Raw genomic sequence first — 19,273 nt, 5'->3', positions numbered from 1 at the left:
AGGGGATTTCAGGTGGTGGCTTTCTCGTAGTCGGCAGGCGATCGATAGCCGAGGATGGAGTGCAGCCGGTGGGTGTTGTAGAAGGCGACGATGTAATGGGTGATGTCGGCAACAGCCTCGGCGGGGTTGGCGTAGCGGCGCTGCCAGACCCGCTCCATTTTCAGGTTCAGGAAGAACCGCTCCATCACCGCGTTGGGCAGACTCAACTTCCAAGTGCAACACCTCACAGAGCGTAGGGTGTTGCGATGGGAAGACAGTACAGTCATCTGAGTAGTGAGGAACGCGCGGTGCTTCAGGTCGAACGCGATCGGGGAACGAGTCTTCGTGGGATCGGTCGCCGCCTGGGGCGTAGCGCATCGACGCTGAGCCGCGAGATCCGGCGTCTGGACAGCGGCGTGTACTCGGCGCATGCGGCAGCCCTGGTGTATCGATCGCGGCGATCGCGCAGCGTACGAGCACGCAGGCTGATCGCGGGCGCGGTGCTGTTCGAGTTCGTCCACGACCGTCTTGTGTTCGATCGCTGGTCGCCGCAGCAGATCGCGGCCACACTGCGGGACATGCATCCAGACGACGCCAGCCAGCGGGTCAGTCACGAGACGATCTACGCGGCCATCTACGCGCATCCGCGCGGCGGCCTGAAGCAGGCCCTGGTCGATGCATTGCGCCAGAGCAAGCCCACGCGAGGCCGCAGGCGCACCACAGCAGCGGCGCGCACCTGGGTACCGGAGGAGCTGCGCATCGTGCATCGGCCCGAAGCGGTGGAACAGCGCCTGCTGCCGGGGCATTGGGAGGGCGACCTGATCAAGGGCGCGTTCAACCGGTCCTGCGTGGGCACGCTGGTCGAGCGCAAGACACGCTTCGTGGTGCTGTGCAGGATGGATGGCTGCACCGCGGACGCCGCGCTGGAAGGCTTCACTCGCCAGATGAAGAAGCTGCCGGCCTTCCTGCGCGAGAGCCTGACCTACGACCGCGGAACGGAACTGACCTGTTACGAGGAGCTGATGCGACGGTTGAACATCGACGTGTGGTTCGCCGATCCGTATGCGCCGTGGCAGCGGGGCAGCAACGAGAACACCAATGGCCTGCTGCGCCAGTTCCTGCCCAAGGGCGTGGACTTGTCGCAAGCGAGCCAGGAGTACCTCAATCACGTCGCCAAGCTGATGAATGGGCGTCCTCGCCAGACATTAGGCTGGGCCACGCCGGCAGCGGCCATGGAGAAGGAAATCCTCGCCTTCAAATCACGTGTTGCACTTGATTCTTGAGACCGCCTTGTCCCAGCAATTGCCCCGGCGGCTCATGCTGGCGAGCAGACCGTGGCGTGCCAGTAGGTCGCGGTGGGCCTGGCTGGCGTATTGGCTTCCACGGTCGGTATGCACGATCAGCCCCGGCTTGGGCTGGCGCAGGGCGATGGCCATCTGCAAGGCGGTGCAGACCAGCTCGGCAGGCATGTTCGGGGCCATCGCCCAGCCGACCACCTTGCGTGAGTACAGGTCCAGCACCGCGGCCAGGTACAGCCAGCCGCGCTCGGTGCGGATGTAGGTGATGTCGGCCACCCAGGCCTGGTCGGGGGCTTCCGGGTTGAAGCGCCGATCCAGAAGGTTGTCGGCTACCGGCATCTCGTGCCGGCTGTCGGTGGTATGGACGAACTTGCGCTTCCAGCGCGCCTTCAGCCCCTGCTGCTTCATCAGGCGGCGGACCCGATAGCGACCGGCGGGCAGGCCCTGGGCCTTCAGGGCGGCGCACAGCCGGCGGCTGCCGTAGTTGCCGCCGCTAGCCTGGAAGGCCGATTGCAAGGGCGCCGTGAGGGCGCAGGCCCTCGGCGCTGACCGCCGCCGAGCGGCATACACCCCAGAACGGCTCACGCCCACAAGCCGGCACAACCGGGTGGTGTCGGCCTTCTCCTGCCACTGATGGATCATCTGCTGGATCACTTCAGTTCCCGGGCGAAGAAGGCCGATGCTTTTTTTAGGATCGACACATCCTCGCCTAGGGATTGTCATCAATTGTTCGGATAGGCGATGCTTGTTGCCCCTTTCTTTCCTGCACACCCCTGCAATGGCACGCCGCTACGCCCTGCGAGACGATCAGTGGGATCGCATCCGTGACCTGCTCCCCGGCCGAGCCGGCCATGTGGGTGTGACCGCCAAGGACAACCGGCTGTTTGTCGAAGCCGTGCTCTACCGCTACCGAGCCGGCATCCCCTGGCGGGATCTGCCTGAGCGCTTCGGCGACTTCCGCGTGATCCACCTGCGGCATAGCCGCTGGAGCCGGTCCGGCGTCTGGCAACGCGTGTTCCACGCCCTGTCAGAGGAGGCGGACAATGAGTACGCGATGATCGACAGCACCATCGTCCGGGCGCATCAGCACAGCGCCGGGGCAAAAGGGGGGCGCCGCAGGCCATCGGACGCAGCCGAGGCGGGCTAAGCAGCAAGATCCACGCCGTGGTCGATGCACTGGGCAATCCGGTGGCGTTTCATCTGACCGCAGGCCAGGCGTCGGATCTGGAAGGTGCAGATGCGTTGCTGTCGCAACTGTCGGTCGGCGCCCTGCTCGCTGACCGCGCCTACGATGCCAGGGCACGTGTCATCGAGCCGATGCAGCGGCAGGGGACGCAGATTGTCATCCCCTCCCATCCAACGCGCAAAGTGCAGCGCGACTACGACCGGGTGCTGTACAAGGATCGACACCTGATCGAGAACTTCTTTGCCAAACTCAAGCAGTACCGGGCCATTGCCACCCGATACGACAAGACCGCCGGCAACTTCCTCGGCGCGATTTACTGGATCGCCTCTGTCATCCTGCTTAATTGATGACACGCCCTAGCCGCTGGTTCTCACGCTCCAGTTGGCGGATGCGTTGCTGCTCGGGGGTCAGCGGCCTGCCTTGTCCCGGCTGGCCAGCCTGCTCGGCCTCGGACTGGGACAACCACCGGCGCACCGCGCTATCGACCAGGTCCAGGTCGCGGCACACCTGGCCCACACTCAGGCCTTGGTCTTGGATCATCTGCACCACCTGTAGCTTGAAGGCGGTGTCGAAAGTTCTACGGCTACGGCTACGGGGCGTCATGTCGTTCAAAGTCCTCGTTGGAGATGATCATCCCCTATCGAGGTGTCCACGAGAATTAGACCAGGACAGGGCCACTGGCAATGCGACTTGGGCGGTGTGCCCCTGCATCGCTTTCACGAAAGCTGTAAGCGCTTCGGCGTCTCCGGGCGTGCCGTCGGTCTTATAGATGCCGCGCCTTACGTCGGCGGTGAACTCCCGAACCGGTTCGCCCTTCTGGCGCGGTGCACTTGTCGGCTCGTGGAGGGCGTCCCGCAATCCGGGCACCGTGAGTTTTTTCAGCCAGTCCGCCATTGCCTCGCCCCGTCGCGCTGCTGCAAAGAGGTCAGCATATCGGGCTCCCCATGCGTAAGCATAGGCGCGGGCCTGGTCAGGGTCGCGGGTGTGCAGGCTCCGCTTGATGATGCGCAGGCCAAAGGTGGCGTGCAGGTCTGCCGGGACGACCAGGCGGAAGTGCCACATGCCGGAGGGGTGGCGCAGGAGATGATGGGGTAGGCGCATAGGGTTGGATTGACCAACCGAATTGACCAAGCGACCCGAACCCTGAAAAGACAAAACCCCCTATTTCTAGGGGGTCTGCTTATAAGTGGCGGAGTGGACGGGACTCGAACCCGCGACCTCCGGCGTGACAGGCCAGCATTCTAACCAACTGAACTACCACTCCGCTTTTGGAACTTGCCGCTCGGTGCTTTGGTGGGTGCTGAGGGTTTCGAACCCCCGACCCTCTCCGTGTAAAGGAGACGCTCTACCGCTGAGCTAAGCACCCTAGCGAGTCGATTAGTTTACGGCATCCTTCAGCGCTTTGCCAGCCTTGAAGGTCGGATTCTTCGACGCGGCGATCTTGATCGAGTCGCCGGTCTTCGGGTTGCGGCCGGTACGCTCGGCACGGTCGCGCACCTGGAAGGTGCCGAAGCCCACGAGGGTCACGCTGTCGCCCTTCTTGAGCGCCTTGGTGACTTCGGACACGAAGGCGTCGACGGCGCGACCGGCTTCGGCCTTGGAGATATCCGCAGCGGCGGCGATAGCGTCGTTCAGTTCGGCTTTATTCATTTCTTGATGACTCCATGTGCGGCAGAAAACCGCGGAATTGAGGATCGGGTGTCGGCTTGGCCTGCCTCGTCTGGGACGAGGCCCCGATTGATTTTTCACTACCAAGCACGCCCGTTCGCGGTGCTCGCAAGTCGTGCATTTATACCAGCGGCCTCCCACCCACGCAAGCCGAAAAGCCAGCAACGGCGCGGGTTTGGGCCATTTGGGCGGGCGCGGTTCAGCGCCCTTCAGTGCTTGACGCGCGCGCTCGAGGATGCTTTCGGCTTGGGCTTGCGGCGTACCGGCGCCGCGTCGCCAGCGGCCACCGCCTTCGGCTTCAACGGCGTCTCCAGCGCCAGGTCGAGCACTTCGTCGATCCACTTGACCGGCACGATCTTCAGATCGCGGGTGACGTTGTCCGCGATGTCGGCCAGATCCTTGCGGTTTTCCTCCGGGATGATCACCGTGTGGATGCCGCCGCGCAGCGCCGCCAGCAGCTTCTCCTTGAGTCCGCCGATGGCCGAGACGCGGCCGCGCAAGGTGATTTCGCCGGTCATCGCCACATCGGCCTTGACCGGCACCTTGGTCAGCATCGACACCAGCGAGGTCACCATCGCGATGCCGGCGCTGGGGCCGTCCTTCGGCGTGGCACCGTCGGGCACGTGCAGATGCACGTCGTGCTTCTGCAGGAAGTCGACCTCGATGCCGAGCCGCTCGGCGCGCGAACGCACCACCGACAGCGCCGCCGAGGCCGACTCCTTCATCACGTCGCCGAGCTGGCCGGTCAGGATCACCGCGCCCTTGCCCGGGACCAGGGTCGATTCGATCTGCAGCAGGTCGCCGCCGACCTCGGTCCAGGCCAGGCCGGTAACCAGGCCGACCTCGTTCTGCTCCTCGGCGCGGCCGAAATCGAAGCGGCGCACGCCCAGGTACTTGTCCAGATTCCTGGAGCCGACGCTGACCCGCACCTTGTCCTTGCGCGCCGCCGCGCCCTTCTTCGCCGGCGCCTTCTTGGCGAGCGCCGGCTGCGGCCCGGCCAACGCGATTTCCTTGACCACCTTGCGGCAGATCTTGGCGACTTCGCGCTCGAGGTTGCGCACGCCGGACTCGCGCGTGTAGTAGCGCACGATGTCGCGGATCGCGTCGGCGGCGATCTCCAGCTCGTCGCCCTTCAGGCCGTTGGCCTTCAGCTGCTTGGGCACCAGGTAGCGCATGGCGATGGCCAGCTTCTCGTCCTCGGTGTAGCCGGGGATGCGGATCACCTCCATGCGGTCGAGCAGCGGGCCGGGGATGTTCAGCGAGTTGGAGGTCGCCACGAACATCACTTCGGACAGGTCCAGGTCCACTTCCAGGTAGTGGTCGTTGAATGCGTTGTTCTGCTCCGGATCTAGCACTTCCAGCAGCGCCGAGGACGGATCGCCGCGGAAGTCCATCGACATCTTGTCGATCTCGTCGAGCACGAACAGCGGGTTCTTGCTGCTGACCTTGTTGAGGTTCTGCACGATGCGGCCCGGCATCGAACCGACGTAGGTGCGCCGATGCCCGCGGATCTCCGCCTCGTCGCGCACGCCGCCCAGCGACATGCGCACGAACTTGCGGTTGGTCGCCTTGGCGATGGACTGGCCGAGCGAGGTCTTGCCGACGCCGGGCGGGCCGACCAGGCACAGGATCGGGCCCTTCATCTGCTTCACCCGCGACTGCACCGCCAGATATTCCAGGATGCGGTCCTTGACCTTCTCCAGGCCGTAGTGATCGGCGTCCAGCGTTTCCTGCGCGACCTTCAGGTCCTTGCGCACCTTGCTGCGCTTGTTCCACGGCACGCCCAGCAGCCAGTCGAGATAGTTGCGCACGACCGCGGCCTCGGCCGACATCGGCGACATCTGCTTGAGCTTGTTGAGCTCGGCCTTGGCCTTGGTTTCCACCGGCTTGGGCATGCCCGCCTCGGCGATCTTGCGCGCCAGTTCCTCCAGCTCGCCGGGCGCGTCGTCCAGATCGCCCAGCTCCTTCTGGATCGCCTTCATCTGCTCGTTGAGGTAGTACTCGCGCTGGCTCTTCTCCATCTGCGACTTGACCCGGCCGCGGATGCGCTTCTCCAGCTGTTGCACGTCGATCTCGCCATCGACCAGGCCGACCAGCATCTCCAGCCGCTCGCCCACTTCCAGGGTTTCCAGCAGGCGCTGCTTGTCGGCCAGGCGCACGCCGATGTGCGCGGCGATGGTGTCGGCCAGGCGCCCGGGTTCGTCGATGCCCGACAGCGTCTGCAGCAGCTCCGGCGGCAGCTTGCGATTGGTCTTGACGTACTGCTCGAACAGCGACATCAGCGAACGCGCGATCGCCTCGACTTCGCGCTCCTCGCGCGACCCGGCCGCATCGATCTCGCTGCCTTCGCCCTGCAGCGCGCCGTCGCGCTCGACCACCTTGTCGACGCTGACCCGCGACAGCCCCTCAACCAGCACCTTGATGGTGCCGTCGGGCAGCTTCAGCAATTGCAGCACCTGCGCCAGGGTACCGACGTTGTACAGGTCGGCGGCCAGCGGGTCGTCGGTCTCGGCGGATTTCTGCGCGACCAGCAGGATGCGCTTGTCGGCCTCCATCGCGTGCTCGAGCGCGCGCATCGACTTGTCGCGGCCGACGAACAGCGGGATGACCATGTGCGGGAAGACCACGACGTCGCGCAACGGCAGGACCGGAAGATCGAGGACTTCGGATTGGGACTGGGCCATGAGGGTTCCGATGTGGGAGGCGAGAATGCGGAAAAGGCGGGCATAAAAATGCCGATGGCCCCGTTATGGGGCCATCGGCTGGACGATGCAAGGGGAGCGGAAAAGCCCCTTTTCTTTCAAGCGTTTAGCCAATCGCGAAGGCCACCGCAGGACAGCGCCGCGGCTTCACCCGACACTCACTCGGCGGAGGCCACCTTCGGCGCCGGCGGCGGGGTCTGGTAGATCAGGTACGGCTCGGACTTGTGCTCGATCACCGACTCGTCCACCACCACCTTGCTGACGTTTTCCTGCGACGGCAGCTCGTACATCGTATCCAGCAGCACCGACTCGACGATGGTGCGCAGGCCGCGCGCGCCGGTCTTGCGCTTGAGCGCCTTCTTGGCGATGGCCAACAGCGCGTCGGGCCGGAATTCCAGCTCCACGCCTTCCATCTCGAACAGCTTCTTGAACTGCTTGGTGATCGCGTTCTTCGGCTCGGTCAGGATCCGGATCAGCGCCGGCTCGTCCAGTTCCTCGAGCGTGGCGACCACCGGCAGGCGGCCGACGAACTCGGGGATCAGACCGAACTTGATCAGGTCTTCCGGCTCCACTTCCGCCAGGATCTTGCCGACTTCGCGCTTGCGCTCGGAACTCTTCACCTTGGCGCCGAAGCCGATGCCGCCGACGTCGTTGGAGCGCTGCTGGATCACCTTGTCCAGGCCGGCGAACGCGCCGCCGCAGATGAACAGGATGTTCTTGGTGTCCACCTGCAGGAATTCCTGCTGCGGATGCTTGCGTCCGCCCTGCGGCGGCACCGAGGCGACCGTGCCTTCGATCAGCTTCAGCAGCGCCTGCTGCACGCCTTCGCCGGACACGTCGCGGGTGATCGACGGGTTCTCGCTCTTGCGCGAGATCTTGTCGATCTCGTCGATGTAGACGATGCCCTGCTGCGCCTTGTCGACGTCGTAGTCACACTTCTGCAGCAGCTTCTGGATGATGTTCTCCACGTCCTCGCCGACGTAGCCGGCCTCGGTCAGCGTGGTCGCATCGGCGATCGTGAACGGCACGTTGAGCAGGCGCGCCAGCGTTTCGGCCAGCAGCGTCTTGCCCGAACCGGTCGGACCGACCAACAGGATGTTGGATTTGGCCAGCTCGACTTCGTCGTTCTTCTGGCGGCTCTCGATGCGCTTGTAGTGGTTGTACACGGCCACGGCGAGCGTGCGCTTGGCGCGCAGCTGCCCGATCACGTACTGGTCCAGCACCTCGAGGATTTCCTTGGGCTTGGGCAGGCTGCTGCGTGCGGACTGCGCCTTCTCCTCGAGCTCCTCGCGGATGATGTCGTTGCACAGCTCGACGCATTCGTCGCAGATGAACACGCTCGGCCCGGCGATCAGCTTACGGACCTCGTGTTGACTCTTGCCGCAGAACGAGCAGTACAGAATCTTGTTGCTGTCGCCGGAACGGCCTTGCCGGTCTTCGCTCATTGCTTCGCTTACCCAGTTACCCCACCCGATGAACGGGGGTTCGATTTCGAGAATAACACAGGGCCGGGAGGACGCTAGCCCGGCCCCGACCCTGCGGAATACGCTGCGTTTTGCAGTACATGCAAGCCTTATGCCGGCTGAATCGACTCTTCCGGACGGCGCTCCAGCACCTGGTCGACCAGCCCGTAGGTCTGCGCGTCGAAGGCGCTCTTGAAGTTGTCGCGCTCGGTATCGCGGGCGATGGTTTCCAGCGACTGGCCGGTGTGCTTGGCCAGGATTTCGTTCAGCCGCGAGCGCAGAGTCAGGATCTCGCGCGCGTGGATGTCGATGTCGGTGGCCTGGCCCTGGAAGCCGCCCAGCGGCTGGTGGATCATCACCCGCGAGTTCGGCAGCGCATAGCGCTTGCCGGCCGCGCCCGAGGCCAGCAGCAGCGCGCCCATCGAGGCGGCCTGGCCGACGCAGATGGTGCTCACGTCCGGCTTGATGTACTGCATCGTGTCGTAGATGGCCATGCCGGCGGTGACCACGCCGCCCGGCGAGTTGATGTAGATGCTGATGTCCTTTTCCGGGTTGTCCGCTTCCAGGAACAGCATCTGCGCCACGATCACGTTGGCCATGTGGTCGTCGATCGGACCGACCAGGAAGATCAGCCGCTCCTTCAGCAGGCGCGAATAGATGTCGTAGGCACGCTCGCCGCGGCTGGTCTGCTCGACCACCATCGGAACCAGATTCAAGGCCTTGGTCACATTGTCCACGCGGGAACTCCTGCTTTGTGTATTCCCTGCACGGGGATGTGCAGGGCTTCGCATCTTGTCTCGCCCCCGCGGTTGCGGCGGGGACTCCAGCATTTCGTCTTCAACCCGCATGCAATATGCGGGCCGTCGCGAACGTCGCATTACTGCCGGATCGCTTCCTGGAACGTCATCGCCTGCTCGGTGTGCTGGGCGCGCTCAGCGATCCAGTCGATCACCTGCTCTTCCATCACTCGGCTCTGCAGTCCACCCATCAATTGGGGATCGTTGCGGTACATCTCAATGACCTGTTCCGGCTCTTCGTAGGTCGAGGCGATCAGGCGCAGCGTCTCCGAGACCCGCTTGGGGTCCAGGCGCAGCTCGTGGCGACGGGCGACCTCGCCGACCAGCAGGCCGACCAGCACGCGCTTGCGCGCCGCGTCGACGAAGCCCTGGTGGGCATCGTCCGGCACCTGGCCCGGGTCGCGGCCGGAGCGGCGCAGCTGCTCCACCTGCTGCGCCAGCATCGAGCGCGCCTCGTTCTCGACCAGCCGCGGCGGCATTTCCACCGACGCGTAGGCGGCGATCAGCTGCTCGCCGACCTCGCGCCGCAGCCGGTTCATCAGCGCGCCCTTGAGCTCGCGCTCCAGGTTGATGCGGATGTCCTTGCGGAACTGCTCGGCATCGCCGCTCTTCACGCCGAAGCTCTTGATGAATTCCTTGTCCACCTCCGGCAACACCGGGGCGGCGACTTCGACCGCCTTCACGTGCACCTGGACCTGCTTGCCGGCGAACTGCGGCACGCGCCAGTCGGCCGGAAAATCGACCGTCAGCGTCTTTTCCTCGTCCTTGGACAGGCCGACCAGGCCCTGCTCGATCGCCGGAAACATGGCGCCCGAACCGATCACGCTGCTGCCCTTCTCCACGCCCTCGGCGGGCAGGCGCTCGTCGCCGGCCTGCGACCAGGTTTCCAGGGTCACCAGGTCGCCGTCCTGCGCCGCACGCCCGGCGGACTGCCAGGTGCGGCGCTGCAGGCGCAGGTTCTCGATCATCTGCTCGATGTCGGCCTCGGTGACCTCGGCGGTGTGGCGGATCACTTCCAGCTTGGCCACGTCGATGTCGCCGAACTCCGGCACCACTTCGAAGGTCGCCACGAACTGCAGCTCGTTGTCGTCGGCGCGGTCGATGCGCGGATTGCCGGCCAGGCGCAGCGCGTGCTCGCGCACCGCCGAGTCGAAGCTCTCGCGCAGCAGGCCGTCCAGCGCCTCGGCGCGGATCTGCGGCCCGAAGCGCTGCTCGATCACCTTCGGCGGAATCTTGCCGGGACGGAAGCCCTTGATCCGCGCGGTGCGCGCGACTTCGCGCAGGCGCCCGCCGATCTGGGTCTCCAGGCGCTCCTCCGGCAGGGTGAAGGTCAGACGCCGTTCCAAGGTACCGGTGGTTTCGATCGAAGCTTGCATGTGGACTCCTGCCACCGGGAGCCCACGGCTCTCGGCACGATGTAGAAAGACGGGTTGACGCGGGCACGGGACGGCCGCCGCAGCCGGATAGTTTCGCCTATTCCCGCGGCGCCTGCCAGCGCACCCGGTCGGCCGGCGCTGGCGCTGGCCCGGCGCAGCGGGGTGCGGACGGGAGCCATGGGGTGCGGCGGGCCGCGCAAGCGGCGCCGGGATGGTGCGAAAGAGGGGACTCGAACCCCTACGCCTTGCGGCACTGGTACCTAAAACCAGGGCGTCTACCAATTCCGCCACTTTCGCGCTGCGGCGCCTGAGCGCGCGCCTGCGCATTGTTGCAGGCCTGCCGGCAAAGAAAAAGGCGCCCGACGCAGCGGATGCCGCCCGGCCCGGTCGGCCGCCGGAGATGCGGGACCTGCACGCGACAAGCGGGAACAGACCCGGATTTATCTTGAATCAACCACTTAAGGCACGAACCCTCACGAGAAGACGCCCTGTAGAGCGGCTTCTGTGCGGCCTGCAATCGGAGCCGTTACCGGCGAAACGGTTTCGGCGGGGCATCGGCGCCCAGCTCATGCCCGACGGCCAGGGCGAGGAACGCCGACCGGTTCATCCGGCGACTGGCAGCGGCTGCATCGATCTTTCCGACCCACCAGACACAATCTTGCACACCCCTACACAAGTTCCGAACTCATAAACCCCCGGCCATCGCCCTACGTGCGGTGACGGGGCTTCTCGAAATGCCGCCCGCGCGGAGCGCGCGCACTGTCGGCAGGCCGCCAGCTGGCGCCGCGCGGCGTAACCTGACTGCCCGTCAGGCGCTACGCCACGCCGCGTTGCGACCCGAGGCGACGCTGGAGGCGACGCTGGCGATCGCGGCGGCGCAGGACTGAGCGACTCGCCCGCATTTGGATTTGCACGCCGTGGCCAGCATGCCCTCGCGCCTGCTCGGCACATACAAAAACAGCCGCTTGGCTTGCGCCAAGTGGCTGTTCGATTTGGTGGGCCGTCAAGGATTCGAACCTTGGACCTATTGATTAAGAGTCAACTGCTCTACCAACTGAGCTAACGGCCCTGAAACTGAGTCGCACACTTTATGTGCTTTTTTGCTTCGTTGCAACACCCCGCGAAGCAGCGGGTCACGCGATCAATGGGGTGGCTGAGGGGACTCGAACCCCCGACATCTGGAATCACAATCCAGTACTCTAACCAGCTGAGCTACAGCCACCATTGAACTCTTGCAACACCCTGCCCGGCACCGGTGTGGCGCGCCCGACAGGAATCGAACCTGTAACCGCCGGCTTAGAAGGCCGGTGCTCTATCCGGTTGAGCTACGGGCGCCCGGGCCGGATTGTCGCATTCCTCTCCGCCGTTGGACATCGAATTGGTCGGGGTAGAGGGATTCGAACCCCCGACATCCTGCTCCCAAAGCAGGCGCGCTACCAGACTGCGCTATACCCCGGCGGAACATCCCTCGTGGCCGAGGCCGGAAAGGTCGGCTATTGTGGGAACCTCGCGGCCAAGTGTCAACCGCACGCGTCGTCACCGGCGCCTGCGCTATCCTCGCCACTTGCGGCCGATACCGGCCAATCGTCTTTTTTACAGGGAGAAACAGCATGATCCGCAGCGGCAACCCCGCCTTGAAGGAATCCACCTTCCTCGACCTCGGCAGCGGCGCAGTGGTCTCGCGCGACGGCGAGTCGATGACCCTGAACGGCACCATCCACAAGACCGGCGCGCTATTGCTGCTGACCGTGCTGACGGCGGTGTTCGCGTGGAGCCAGTCGATCTCGGTCGATGGCGCCGGCAACGAAGTGATCGCGCCGGGCATCATCGGCTACGTGCTGGGCGGCGCCATCGGCGGCTTCGTGCTGGCCATGATCACCACCTTCAAGAAGACCTGGGCGCCGATCACCGCACCGCTGTATGCGCTGGTGGAAGGTTTCTTCCTGGGTTCGATCTCGGCGCTGTACGAACACCGCTTCAACGGCATCGTGCTGCAGGCGGTGCTGCTGACCTTCGGCACCCTGTTCGCGCTGCTGTTCGCCTACCGCAGCGGGCTGATCAAGGCCACCGAGAACTTCAAGCTGGGCGTGGTGGCCGCCACCGGCGGCATCGCGCTGGTGTACCTGGCAACCATCGTGCTGGGCTTGTTCAATATCCAGATCCCCTACATCCACGCCTCCGGCACGGTCGGCATCGTGTTCAGCCTGTTCGTGGTGGTGGTGGCAGCGTTGAACCTGGTGCTGGACTTCGACTTCATCGAAACCGGCGTGGAACAGGGCGCACCCAAGTACATGGAGTGGTACGGCGCGTTCGGGCTGATGGTCACCCTGGTGTGGCTGTACATCGAGTTCCTGCGGCTGCTGTCGAAATTGCAGTCGCGGAACTGAGCGGGACTCGGGAAGTCTCGCAGTCCCGGTCCTGGCCGGCAGCAAAAAAAGCCCCGCGCGGCTAGGCGCGGGGCTGCAGACGTTCCGGCATCCAGGGCGTCCTGCCCTGCTGCCGATCCGTTCGGGGTCGACGCTTGCGCGGCGGCGCCGTCCAGGCGCGCGCCGCGCAGCGGACGGATCAGTAGTCCGCGGTCAGGGTGACGCCCGAGAACGTGCTGTACGCCTTGAGCCGCACGTAGTACGTGCCGGCGCTGGGCGAGCTGAAGGTGCAGGTTTCGCTGTTGCCGTTGAGGTAGGGACGGCAGCCGTAGCTGCTGTCGGTCGGCGCGCTGCCCAGACGCACGTACAAATCCGCATCGCCGCTGCCGCCGGAGATGGTCACGGTCAGCGAGCTGACCCCGGACGGCACCGTCACCGTGTAGTTCAACTCCGAGCCGGTGCTGGCGCCCAGCCCGGTGACCGGCACGCCGTCCTGCAGCGTGTTGCCGGTGGGAGGCGGGGTGCCACCCAGCGCGGCGGTCACCGCCGCGTTGGCGTCGAGTAGGCCGGCGCCGCAGCCCTGCGAGCAGGAGAAGCTGGCCGCGCTGCTCTTGATGGTGCTTTCCACCTGCGCCGGCGTCAGCGGCGTCGGCGCGACCGACTGCATCAGTGCGACCACGCCGGCCACGTGCGGCGTCGCCATCGAGGTGCCGTTGTAGGACGCGTAGCTCGCATTGCCCGGGGTGGTGGTGCCGTCGTTGAGCGTGGACAGGATGCTCGACCCCGGCGCGGAAATGTCGATGCCGCTGCCGTAGTTCGAGTAGCTGGCCTTGGCGCGCGAGGAGGTGGTGGCCGCCACCGCGATCACGTTGGCGCAGTTGGCCGGCACCGAACCGGAGACGTTGGCGGCGCTGTTGCCGGCCGCCACCACCACGGTGGTGCCGCGGTTGACCGCGCCGTTGATCGCGTTCTGATAGGTGGTCGAGCAAGTGCCGCTGCCGCCCAGCGACATGTTGATCACTTCCGCCGGGGTGGTGTTGGCCGGCACGCCGCTGACGGTGCCGCCGGAAGCCCAGGCGATCGCGTCGGCGATGTCGGAGGTGTAGCCGCCGCACTTGCCGAGCACGCGCACCGGCAGGATCTTGGCATTGAATGCGGTACCGGCGACGCCGGTGCTGTTGTTGGTCACCGCGGCGATGGTGCCGGCGACATGCGTGCCGTGCCAGCTGGAATTGGACGCCGACGAACCGGAATAGCACTCGTCGGCCGCCGCCCAGTCGCCTTCGTCGGCCGGATTGCTGTCGCGGCCGTTGCCGTCGCGCGCGCGGTCCGCATCGCTGACGAAATCATAGCCCTGCAGGATGTTGGCGTTGAGGTCCGGATGGCTGGTGATGCCGGTATCGATCACCGCCACGACCACGCCGGTGCCGGTGGCCTGATCCCACGCTGGACGCACGTTGATGCCTGCCGTGGTGGTGCCGAAGGCCCACTGGCTGGACAGGCTGGAATCGTTCGGGGTCAGCGCGATGGTCATGCGCTGGTCGACTTCGACGTATTCGACGTTCGGGTCGGCGGCCAGCCGGCGCATCAACGTCTCGGCTTCGGCATGGTCCAGCGCCCGGTCGGCCTTGATCACTTCCGGGCCGACCGCCAGGCGGCGCAGGCTGGTCAGGCCCAGCGCGCGGCCGTTCTTGGCCGGCATCGCCGCGGCGACCGATTGCAGCGTCGCGCGCAGCGTCGGCGAAGTGGCGGCGGACGCACTTGCGATGCCGACGGGCGCGGCATCGCGGGTCTTGACGATGAAGCGTTGCACGGTCGGCTCGGCGGACAGGCCGGAGAGGTTGACGTCGCCGGCGAACGCCGGCGTCGCCAGCAACAGCGAAGTCAATGCGGACGCTCCAAGCACGAGCAGCCAAGGACGCTGACGCGAACCACGTTGCGAAATTTCGGACATTCGGAACTTCCTTTTCGTTGATTGCCACCTGACGGCGATTTTTCGCACTGCGGATTGCCTAAACAGGCACTGAATCCAGATGCAGCACGATCCCAGACCGGCTCCTTGTTGCCAGCCGTTCATCCGACGCTATCTCAATACAGCCGGGTATGGACGAGGCATTTATCGTCCAAAATCCATAAGCGTGACGGCCATCAACATAAAGGATCGTATCTCTTTCGCTTTTCGCGACAAGACGACGCCGAAATTGACACGCAGAGACAGTCTCGGGACATTTTCTTGCAGCGCGGCGCGATCGCGCGCGACAGGTGCCATCGGCCTCTGTCAACCATGGGATGCCTTGGGATGCCTTGGGATACCGACAGAGCGGCCTGACGCGCCTGGCGGCGGCAGCGCCCGGATCATGGCGAGTGGACGAAGGAAAGTTCGACGCTGGGCGCGGTCTGCGCCACGCCCAGCTCGGCGCCCGCCAGTGCCGGCGGGCGAAGAACGCCAGGACTCAGCCCAGGCGCAGCAACCAGCCGTGGCAATCGGCCACGCGGCCGTACTGGATGTCGGTCAGTTCCTGGCGCAGCGACAGGGTCACCGGGCCAGCCGGCGCGGCCAGGTCGCCGACCGCGAAATCCTTGCCCTTCAGCTGGCCGATCGGGGTCACCACCGCGGCGGTGCCGCAGGCGAAGATCTCGGCGATCGCGCCGGAAGCCACGCCGTCGCGCCATTCGTCGATGCTCACCTGGCGCTCGACCACGTTCATGCCGCGATCGCGCGCCAATTGCAGGATGCTGTCGCGGGTGATGCCCTCCAGGATGCTGCCGGACAGCGCCGGGGTGACCAGGCTGCCGTCGCGCATCACCAGGAACACGTTCATCCCGCCCAGCTCTTCCAGATACTTGCCTTCGACCGGGTCCAGGAACAGCACCTGCGAGCAGCCCTGCGCCTGCGCCTGCTGCTGCGGCAGCAAGGAGGCGGCGTAATTGCCGCCGCACTTGGCCGCGCCGGTGCCGCCCTTGGCAGCGCGCGCATAGTCGGTGGACAGCCAGATCGCCACCGGCGCCACGCCCTTGGCGAAGTAGGCGCCGGCCGGGCTGGCGATGACGTAGTAGCCGGCCTTCTGCGCCGCGCGCACCCCCAGGAACGCCTCGTTGGCGATCATGAAGGGACGGAAGTACAGGCTGGTTTCCGGCGCCGACGGCACCCAGGTGGCATCGACCGCGATCAGCTGGCGCAGCGATTCGACGAACAGCTCCACCGGCAGCTCCGGCAGCGCCAGGCGCTGCGCCGAACGCTGCAGGCGCTTGCCGTTGGCCTCCGGACGGAAGGTCCAGATCGAGCCGTCGGCATGGCGGTAGGCCTTGATGCCCTCGAAGATCTCCTGGCCGTAGTGCAGCACCGAGGCGGCCGGATCCAGCGCCAGCGGGCCGTAGGCGCGCACCTGGGCATCGTGCCAGCCCTGCTCGCGGTCCCACTCGATGGCGACCATGTGGTCGGTGAAATAGTTGCCGAAGCCCGGCGCGGCGAGGATCTGCACGCGCTGCTCGGCGCTGCGCGCGGTGGTGGACGGGATCAGGCGGAACTGCGAAGACGGCTCGGTAGCGGACACCGGGGTTTCCTGTGGTAGTCGAGGGACGGCCGTGCCGCTGCGTCATCCGGACGCAGCGGCGGCGCCTGCTCCCGGCCCCGGCTCGGCGCGTTGCGCGCGGGTCAGAGCATGCCGGTTTCCAGGCGCGCGGCCTCGGACATCATATGCCGGCCCCACGGCGGATCGAACACCAGCTCGACATCGGCCTCGGCGATGGTCGGGATCAGCTCCAGCTTGCTGCGCACGTCGTCGACCAGGATCTCGCCCATGCCGCAGCCCGGCGCGGTCAAGGTCATTTTCACCTCGACCGTGCGCTGGCCGTCCTCGCGCGGCTGCACGCCGACTTCGTAGACCAGGCCCAGATCGACGATGTTGAACGGGATCTCCGGATCGAAGCAGGTGCGCAGCTGTTGCCAGATCAGCGCCTCGACCTGCTCGTCGCTGGCGCCGTCGGGCAGGTCCAGGCCCGGCGGCGGCTCCTTGCCGATCGCGTCGCCGTCCTTGCCGGCGATGCGGAACAGGTTGCCTTCCACGAATACCGTGTAGCTGCCGCCCAGCGCCTGGGTGATATAGCCGTAGCTGCCGGCCGGCAGGGTCACCGCGTCGCCCTGCGGCACCATCACCGCCGCGCAATCGCGTTCGAATTGGACAGGTTCGCTGCTGCGTGAGTACATGGGGGCGATATGGGGGCAGGCCCCGCCGGTGCAAGTCGTGCAGTTTATCCGAGTGCGCGGGCAACGCGGCGAAGGGTATCCTGTGCGGATTCTCCGGGAACATCGCATGCCGCCCTCCTCCACGCCGGCCAGGACCTCGCACTGGCTATGGCCCTTGCTGCTGTGCCTGGGCGGCTTCACCGCCCTGATCGCCTGGATGCTGGTCGCCCTGAGCCTGGGCCGCCAGTCCGGCTGGATGGCAGTGCTGGTGGCGCTGGAGATCGCGTGGATGCTGCGCCTGGGCACGCTGCCGCGCGGCAGGCTGCGCATCGCCGTGGCGGTGCTCGCCACCGCGCTGGTCATCGCCGCCGCCAACTGGGGCATCGCCGCCGCGCACGTGGGCGCGGGACTGGGCCTGGATCCGTGGGATTCGTCGCTGAAGCTGGGCGCGCGCTACGCGTGGACGCTGACCGTATTGGCCAACCGCCCCGGCGACGCGCTGTGGCTGTGCATCGGCCTGGTCGTGGCGTATTTCAGCGCGCGCTGATGGCGGTGGCCGCGGCTGCAACCGCTGCTACAGGCCTCCCTGAAACACTTGGTAGAAGCGGCTGCAGCCGCGACTGCCGGCCACGACCGATGCGCGGCCCAGGCACCCGCCCGCGCCTGTTGCCGGCGACGCTCAATGCCCGCCGTCGAGCGCCTTCAGTTCGCTGACCAGCGCGCCGGCCGCCTCGGCGCCGTCGCCGTACAGCATGCGCGTGTTGTCGGCGTAGAACAGCGCGTTCTCGATCCCGGCGAAGCCGGTGCCCTTGCCGCGCTTGATCACCACGACGTTCCTGGAATTGACCACGTCCAGGATCGGCATGCCGTAGATCGGGCTGGCCGGATCGGTCTTGGCGACCGGGTTGACCACGTCGTTGGCGCCGATCACCAGCGACACGTCGGTGCTGGGGAACTCGGGATTGACGTCGTCCATGTCGGCGATCAGGTCGTAGGGCACGCCGGCCTCGGCCAGCAGCACGTTCATGTGCCCGGGCATGCGCCCGGCCACCGGGTGGATCGCGAACTTGACCTTGACCCCGCGCTCGATCAGCCGCTGCGCCAGTTCCCAGATCTTGTGCTGCGCCTGCGCCACCGCCATGCCGTAGCCGGGCACGATCACCACGCGCTCGGCGTAGGCCATCATCGCCGCCACGTCGCCGGCCTCGATCGGCTTTTGCGCGCCGCTGATCTCCTGCGCCTGGCCGCCGCCGCCGAAATTGGAGAACAGCACGCCGCTGATCGGCCGGTTCATCGCCTTGGCCATCAGCCGGGTCAGCAGGATGCCGGCCGCGCCGACCATCATGCCGGCGATGATCAGCGCCTCGTTGCCCAGCACATAGCCCTCGAACGCCACCGCCAGGCCGGTGAAGGCGTTGTACAGCGAGATCACCACCGGCATGTCGGCGCCGCCGATCGGCAGCGTCATCAGCACGCCCAGCGCCAGCGCGACCGCGAAGAAGGCCACGATCGCCACCGGGCTGAGGCCGATCGCGGCCCAGGCGCCCAGGCCCAGCATCGCCACGAACACCAGCAGGTTGAACGCCTGCTGGCCGGGGAAGGTGACGCGCTTGTCCAGCCGCCCGTCGAGCTTGGCCCAGGCGATGACCGAGCCGGACAGCGAGATCGCGCCGATCGCCGAGCCGACGATGGCCAGCGCCAGCGTGGTCGCGTCGGGCTGGCGCGCGGCCAGCGCGGCGATCGCGCTCTCGCTCCAGTGCGAGGTGTCGCGGTGCGCCAGGAACGAGAAGCGCAGCAGCTCCACCGCGCCGATCGCCGCCGCCGAGCCGCCGCCCATGCCGTTGTACAGCGCGACCATCTGCGGCATGTCGGTGATGGCGACCTTCTTGGCCGAGATCCAGGCCGCGCCGGTACCGATCGCGATCGCCAGCAGGATCAGGGTCAGGTTGTGCAGGCCGGGCAGCAGGAACGTCGCCGCGGTCGCCAGCAACATACCGAACCCGGCCCAATGGATGCCGCTGCGCGCGGTCTTGGGCGAGGCCATGCGCTGCAGGCCGAGCAGGAACAGGGTGGCAGCGACCAGGTAGCTGGCCTTCACCAGCCAGGACAGTGCTTCGGCAGTGCTCATGCGCGCTCCAACAAGGAAGGACACCTGCCCGGACGGCAGCACCTAGGAGAGAAAGCCCGCCGCGAAGCTGGGCAGCGGGACCAGCATTGCCGCAGGCACCAGCGCAATGGCCAGGCGCCGCGCA

Annotated in this window: 13 protein-coding genes, 7 tRNA genes and 4 pseudogenes; 4 read left to right on the top strand and 20 right to left on the bottom strand. The window is 66.3% G+C overall.

The genetic code is table 11. The features are described 5' to 3' along the window. Positions 1–8: 8 nt before the first annotated feature. Positions 9–293 (bottom strand): annotated as a pseudogene (locus FZ025_RS14580) (IS3 family transposase); the annotation flags it as partial. Between FZ025_RS14580 and FZ025_RS14575 the strand changes: the two are divergent. Then, positions 246–1,262 carry an IS30 family transposase gene (locus tag FZ025_RS14575; RefSeq protein WP_158185509.1) on the top strand — a complete coding sequence of 339 codons (1,017 nt, stop codon included), beginning with the start codon at positions 246–248 and terminating at the stop codon, positions 1,260–1,262. The pseudogene FZ025_RS14580 and the gene FZ025_RS14575 overlap by 48 nt on opposite strands. On the opposite strand, the pseudogene FZ025_RS14570 reads toward FZ025_RS14575, so the two are convergent. Continuing rightward, positions 1,263–1,967 (bottom strand): annotated as a pseudogene (locus FZ025_RS14570) (IS3 family transposase); the annotation flags it as partial. Between FZ025_RS14570 and FZ025_RS14565 the strand changes: the two are divergent. Beyond that, a pseudogene (locus FZ025_RS14565) lies at positions 1,957–2,810 on the top strand (IS5 family transposase). The pseudogenes FZ025_RS14570 and FZ025_RS14565 sit on opposite strands and share 11 nt — an antisense overlap. A 10-nt stretch (positions 2,811–2,820) precedes the next feature. Here FZ025_RS14565 and FZ025_RS14560 read toward each other — a convergent pair. From FZ025_RS14560 to FZ025_RS14495, 14 genes and pseudogenes are all read right to left on the bottom strand, one after another. After that, a pseudogene (locus FZ025_RS14560) lies at positions 2,821–3,066 on the bottom strand (transposase); the annotation flags it as partial. Between the two features lie 27 nt (positions 3,067–3,093). Continuing rightward, positions 3,094–3,525, bottom strand: a complete 432-nt coding sequence (locus FZ025_RS14555) for a DUF6538 domain-containing protein (protein ID WP_046980990.1) — start codon at positions 3,523–3,525, stop codon at positions 3,094–3,096. Between the two features lie 125 nt (positions 3,526–3,650). Beyond that, positions 3,651–3,727: transfer RNA gene (locus FZ025_RS14550), tRNA-Asp, on the bottom strand. 27 nt (positions 3,728–3,754) lie between these two features. Then, a tRNA-Val gene (locus FZ025_RS14545) sits at positions 3,755–3,829 on the bottom strand. A gap of 11 nt (positions 3,830–3,840) precedes the next feature. After that, entirely contained in the window at positions 3,841–4,113 is a 273-nt protein-coding gene (locus FZ025_RS14540) for an HU family DNA-binding protein (RefSeq protein WP_009607753.1), read from the bottom strand. 227 nt (positions 4,114–4,340) lie between these two features. After that, the gene (lon, locus tag FZ025_RS14535; protein WP_046980989.1) at positions 4,341–6,815 is read right to left on the bottom strand and encodes an endopeptidase La; all 2,475 of its coding nucleotides are present in this window, start codon (positions 6,813–6,815) and stop codon (positions 4,341–4,343) included. A 176-nt stretch (positions 6,816–6,991) separates the two neighbouring features. Continuing rightward, entirely contained in the window at positions 6,992–8,278 is a 1,287-nt protein-coding gene (clpX, locus tag FZ025_RS14530) for an ATP-dependent Clp protease ATP-binding subunit ClpX (RefSeq protein WP_003468538.1), read from the bottom strand. A gap of 128 nt (positions 8,279–8,406) precedes the next feature. Next, on the bottom strand, positions 8,407–9,033 hold the full coding sequence (gene clpP / locus FZ025_RS14525) for an ATP-dependent Clp endopeptidase proteolytic subunit ClpP (RefSeq protein ID WP_046980988.1): 627 nt from the start codon (positions 9,031–9,033) through the stop codon (positions 8,407–8,409). Positions 9,034–9,173: 140 nt separating this feature from the next. Beyond that, positions 9,174–10,469 (bottom strand): trigger factor, encoded by a 1,296-nt coding sequence (gene tig / locus FZ025_RS14520; RefSeq protein WP_046980987.1) that lies wholly within the window; start codon positions 10,467–10,469, stop codon positions 9,174–9,176. A gap of 212 nt (positions 10,470–10,681) precedes the next feature. Beyond that, a tRNA-Leu gene (locus FZ025_RS14515) sits at positions 10,682–10,766 on the bottom strand. Between the two features lie 696 nt (positions 10,767–11,462). Further along, a tRNA-Lys gene (locus FZ025_RS14510) sits at positions 11,463–11,538 on the bottom strand. 76 nt (positions 11,539–11,614) lie between these two features. Then, positions 11,615–11,691, bottom strand: a tRNA-His gene (locus FZ025_RS14505). A 36-nt stretch (positions 11,692–11,727) separates the two neighbouring features. After that, positions 11,728–11,804, bottom strand: a tRNA-Arg gene (locus FZ025_RS14500). A gap of 44 nt (positions 11,805–11,848) precedes the next feature. Then, positions 11,849–11,925 (bottom strand) — tRNA-Pro (locus FZ025_RS14495). Between the two features lie 154 nt (positions 11,926–12,079). Here FZ025_RS14495 and FZ025_RS14490 point away from each other — a divergent pair. Then, complete coding sequence (locus tag FZ025_RS14490; RefSeq protein WP_341873195.1) at positions 12,080–12,856, top strand: Bax inhibitor-1/YccA family protein; 777 nt, start codon at positions 12,080–12,082, stop codon at positions 12,854–12,856. Between the two features lie 178 nt (positions 12,857–13,034). Here FZ025_RS14490 and FZ025_RS14485 read toward each other — a convergent pair whose 3' ends face one another. The 3 genes from FZ025_RS14485 to sufT form a co-directional block, all read right to left on the bottom strand. After that, a complete protein-coding gene (locus FZ025_RS14485; protein ID WP_046978253.1) occupies positions 13,035–14,789 on the bottom strand; it encodes a S8 family peptidase in 1,755 nt (584 codons plus the stop codon). A gap of 499 nt (positions 14,790–15,288) precedes the next feature. Further along, on the bottom strand, positions 15,289–16,356 hold the full coding sequence (locus tag FZ025_RS14480; protein ID WP_386269851.1) for a branched-chain amino acid aminotransferase: 1,068 nt from the start codon (positions 16,354–16,356) through the stop codon (positions 15,289–15,291). A gap of 134 nt (positions 16,357–16,490) precedes the next feature. Further along, positions 16,491–17,042 (bottom strand): putative Fe-S cluster assembly protein SufT, encoded by a 552-nt coding sequence (gene sufT / locus FZ025_RS14475; protein ID WP_046978251.1) that lies wholly within the window; start codon positions 17,040–17,042, stop codon positions 16,491–16,493. 106 nt (positions 17,043–17,148) lie between these two features. Here sufT and FZ025_RS14470 point away from each other — a divergent pair, with 106 nt between their 5' ends. Next, complete coding sequence (locus FZ025_RS14470) at positions 17,149–17,568, top strand: hypothetical protein (RefSeq protein ID WP_046978250.1); 420 nt, start codon at positions 17,149–17,151, stop codon at positions 17,566–17,568. 132 nt (positions 17,569–17,700) lie between these two features. Here the strand turns inward: FZ025_RS14470 and FZ025_RS14465 are convergent, their stop codons facing one another. Continuing rightward, positions 17,701–19,149, bottom strand: a complete 1,449-nt coding sequence (locus FZ025_RS14465; RefSeq protein WP_046978249.1) for an NAD(P)(+) transhydrogenase (Re/Si-specific) subunit beta — start codon at positions 19,147–19,149, stop codon at positions 17,701–17,703. Positions 19,150–19,273 lie beyond the last annotated feature (124 nt).

The organism is Xanthomonas hyacinthi (genome assembly GCF_009769165.1).
Taxonomy (GTDB): Bacteria; Pseudomonadota; Gammaproteobacteria; order Xanthomonadales; family Xanthomonadaceae; genus Xanthomonas_A; species Xanthomonas_A hyacinthi.
Note: the sequence above shows the minus strand (reverse complement) of the source record. Positions and strands in the feature narration are given on the sequence as shown.

Bases quoted from the DNA above. Each gene is read 5' to 3' on its own strand.
- FZ025_RS14575 (WP_158185509.1), top strand. From the start codon at position 246: ATGGGAAGACAGTACAGTCATCTGAGTAGTGAGGAACGCGCGGTGCTT.
- sufT (WP_046978251.1), bottom strand. From the start codon at position 17,042: ATGTACTCACGCAGCAGCGAACCTGTCCAATTCGAACGCGATTGCGCG.
- FZ025_RS14490 (WP_341873195.1), top strand. From the start codon at position 12,080: ATGATCCGCAGCGGCAACCCCGCCTTGAAGGAATCCACCTTCCTCGAC.
- FZ025_RS14470 (WP_046978250.1), top strand. From the start codon at position 17,149: ATGCCGCCCTCCTCCACGCCGGCCAGGACCTCGCACTGGCTATGGCCC.
- clpX (WP_003468538.1), bottom strand. From the start codon at position 8,278: ATGAGCGAAGACCGGCAAGGCCGTTCCGGCGACAGCAACAAGATTCTG.
- lon (WP_046980989.1), bottom strand. From the start codon at position 6,815: ATGGCCCAGTCCCAATCCGAAGTCCTCGATCTTCCGGTCCTGCCGTTG.
- FZ025_RS14540 (WP_009607753.1), bottom strand. From the start codon at position 4,113: ATGAATAAAGCCGAACTGAACGACGCTATCGCCGCCGCTGCGGATATC.
- FZ025_RS14465 (WP_046978249.1), bottom strand. From the start codon at position 19,149: ATGAGCACTGCCGAAGCACTGTCCTGGCTGGTGAAGGCCAGCTACCTG.
- FZ025_RS14555 (WP_046980990.1), bottom strand. From the start codon at position 3,525: ATGTGGCACTTCCGCCTGGTCGTCCCGGCAGACCTGCACGCCACCTTT.
- FZ025_RS14485 (WP_046978253.1), bottom strand. From the start codon at position 14,789: ATGTCCGAAATTTCGCAACGTGGTTCGCGTCAGCGTCCTTGGCTGCTC.
- tig (WP_046980987.1), bottom strand. From the start codon at position 10,469: ATGCAAGCTTCGATCGAAACCACCGGTACCTTGGAACGGCGTCTGACC.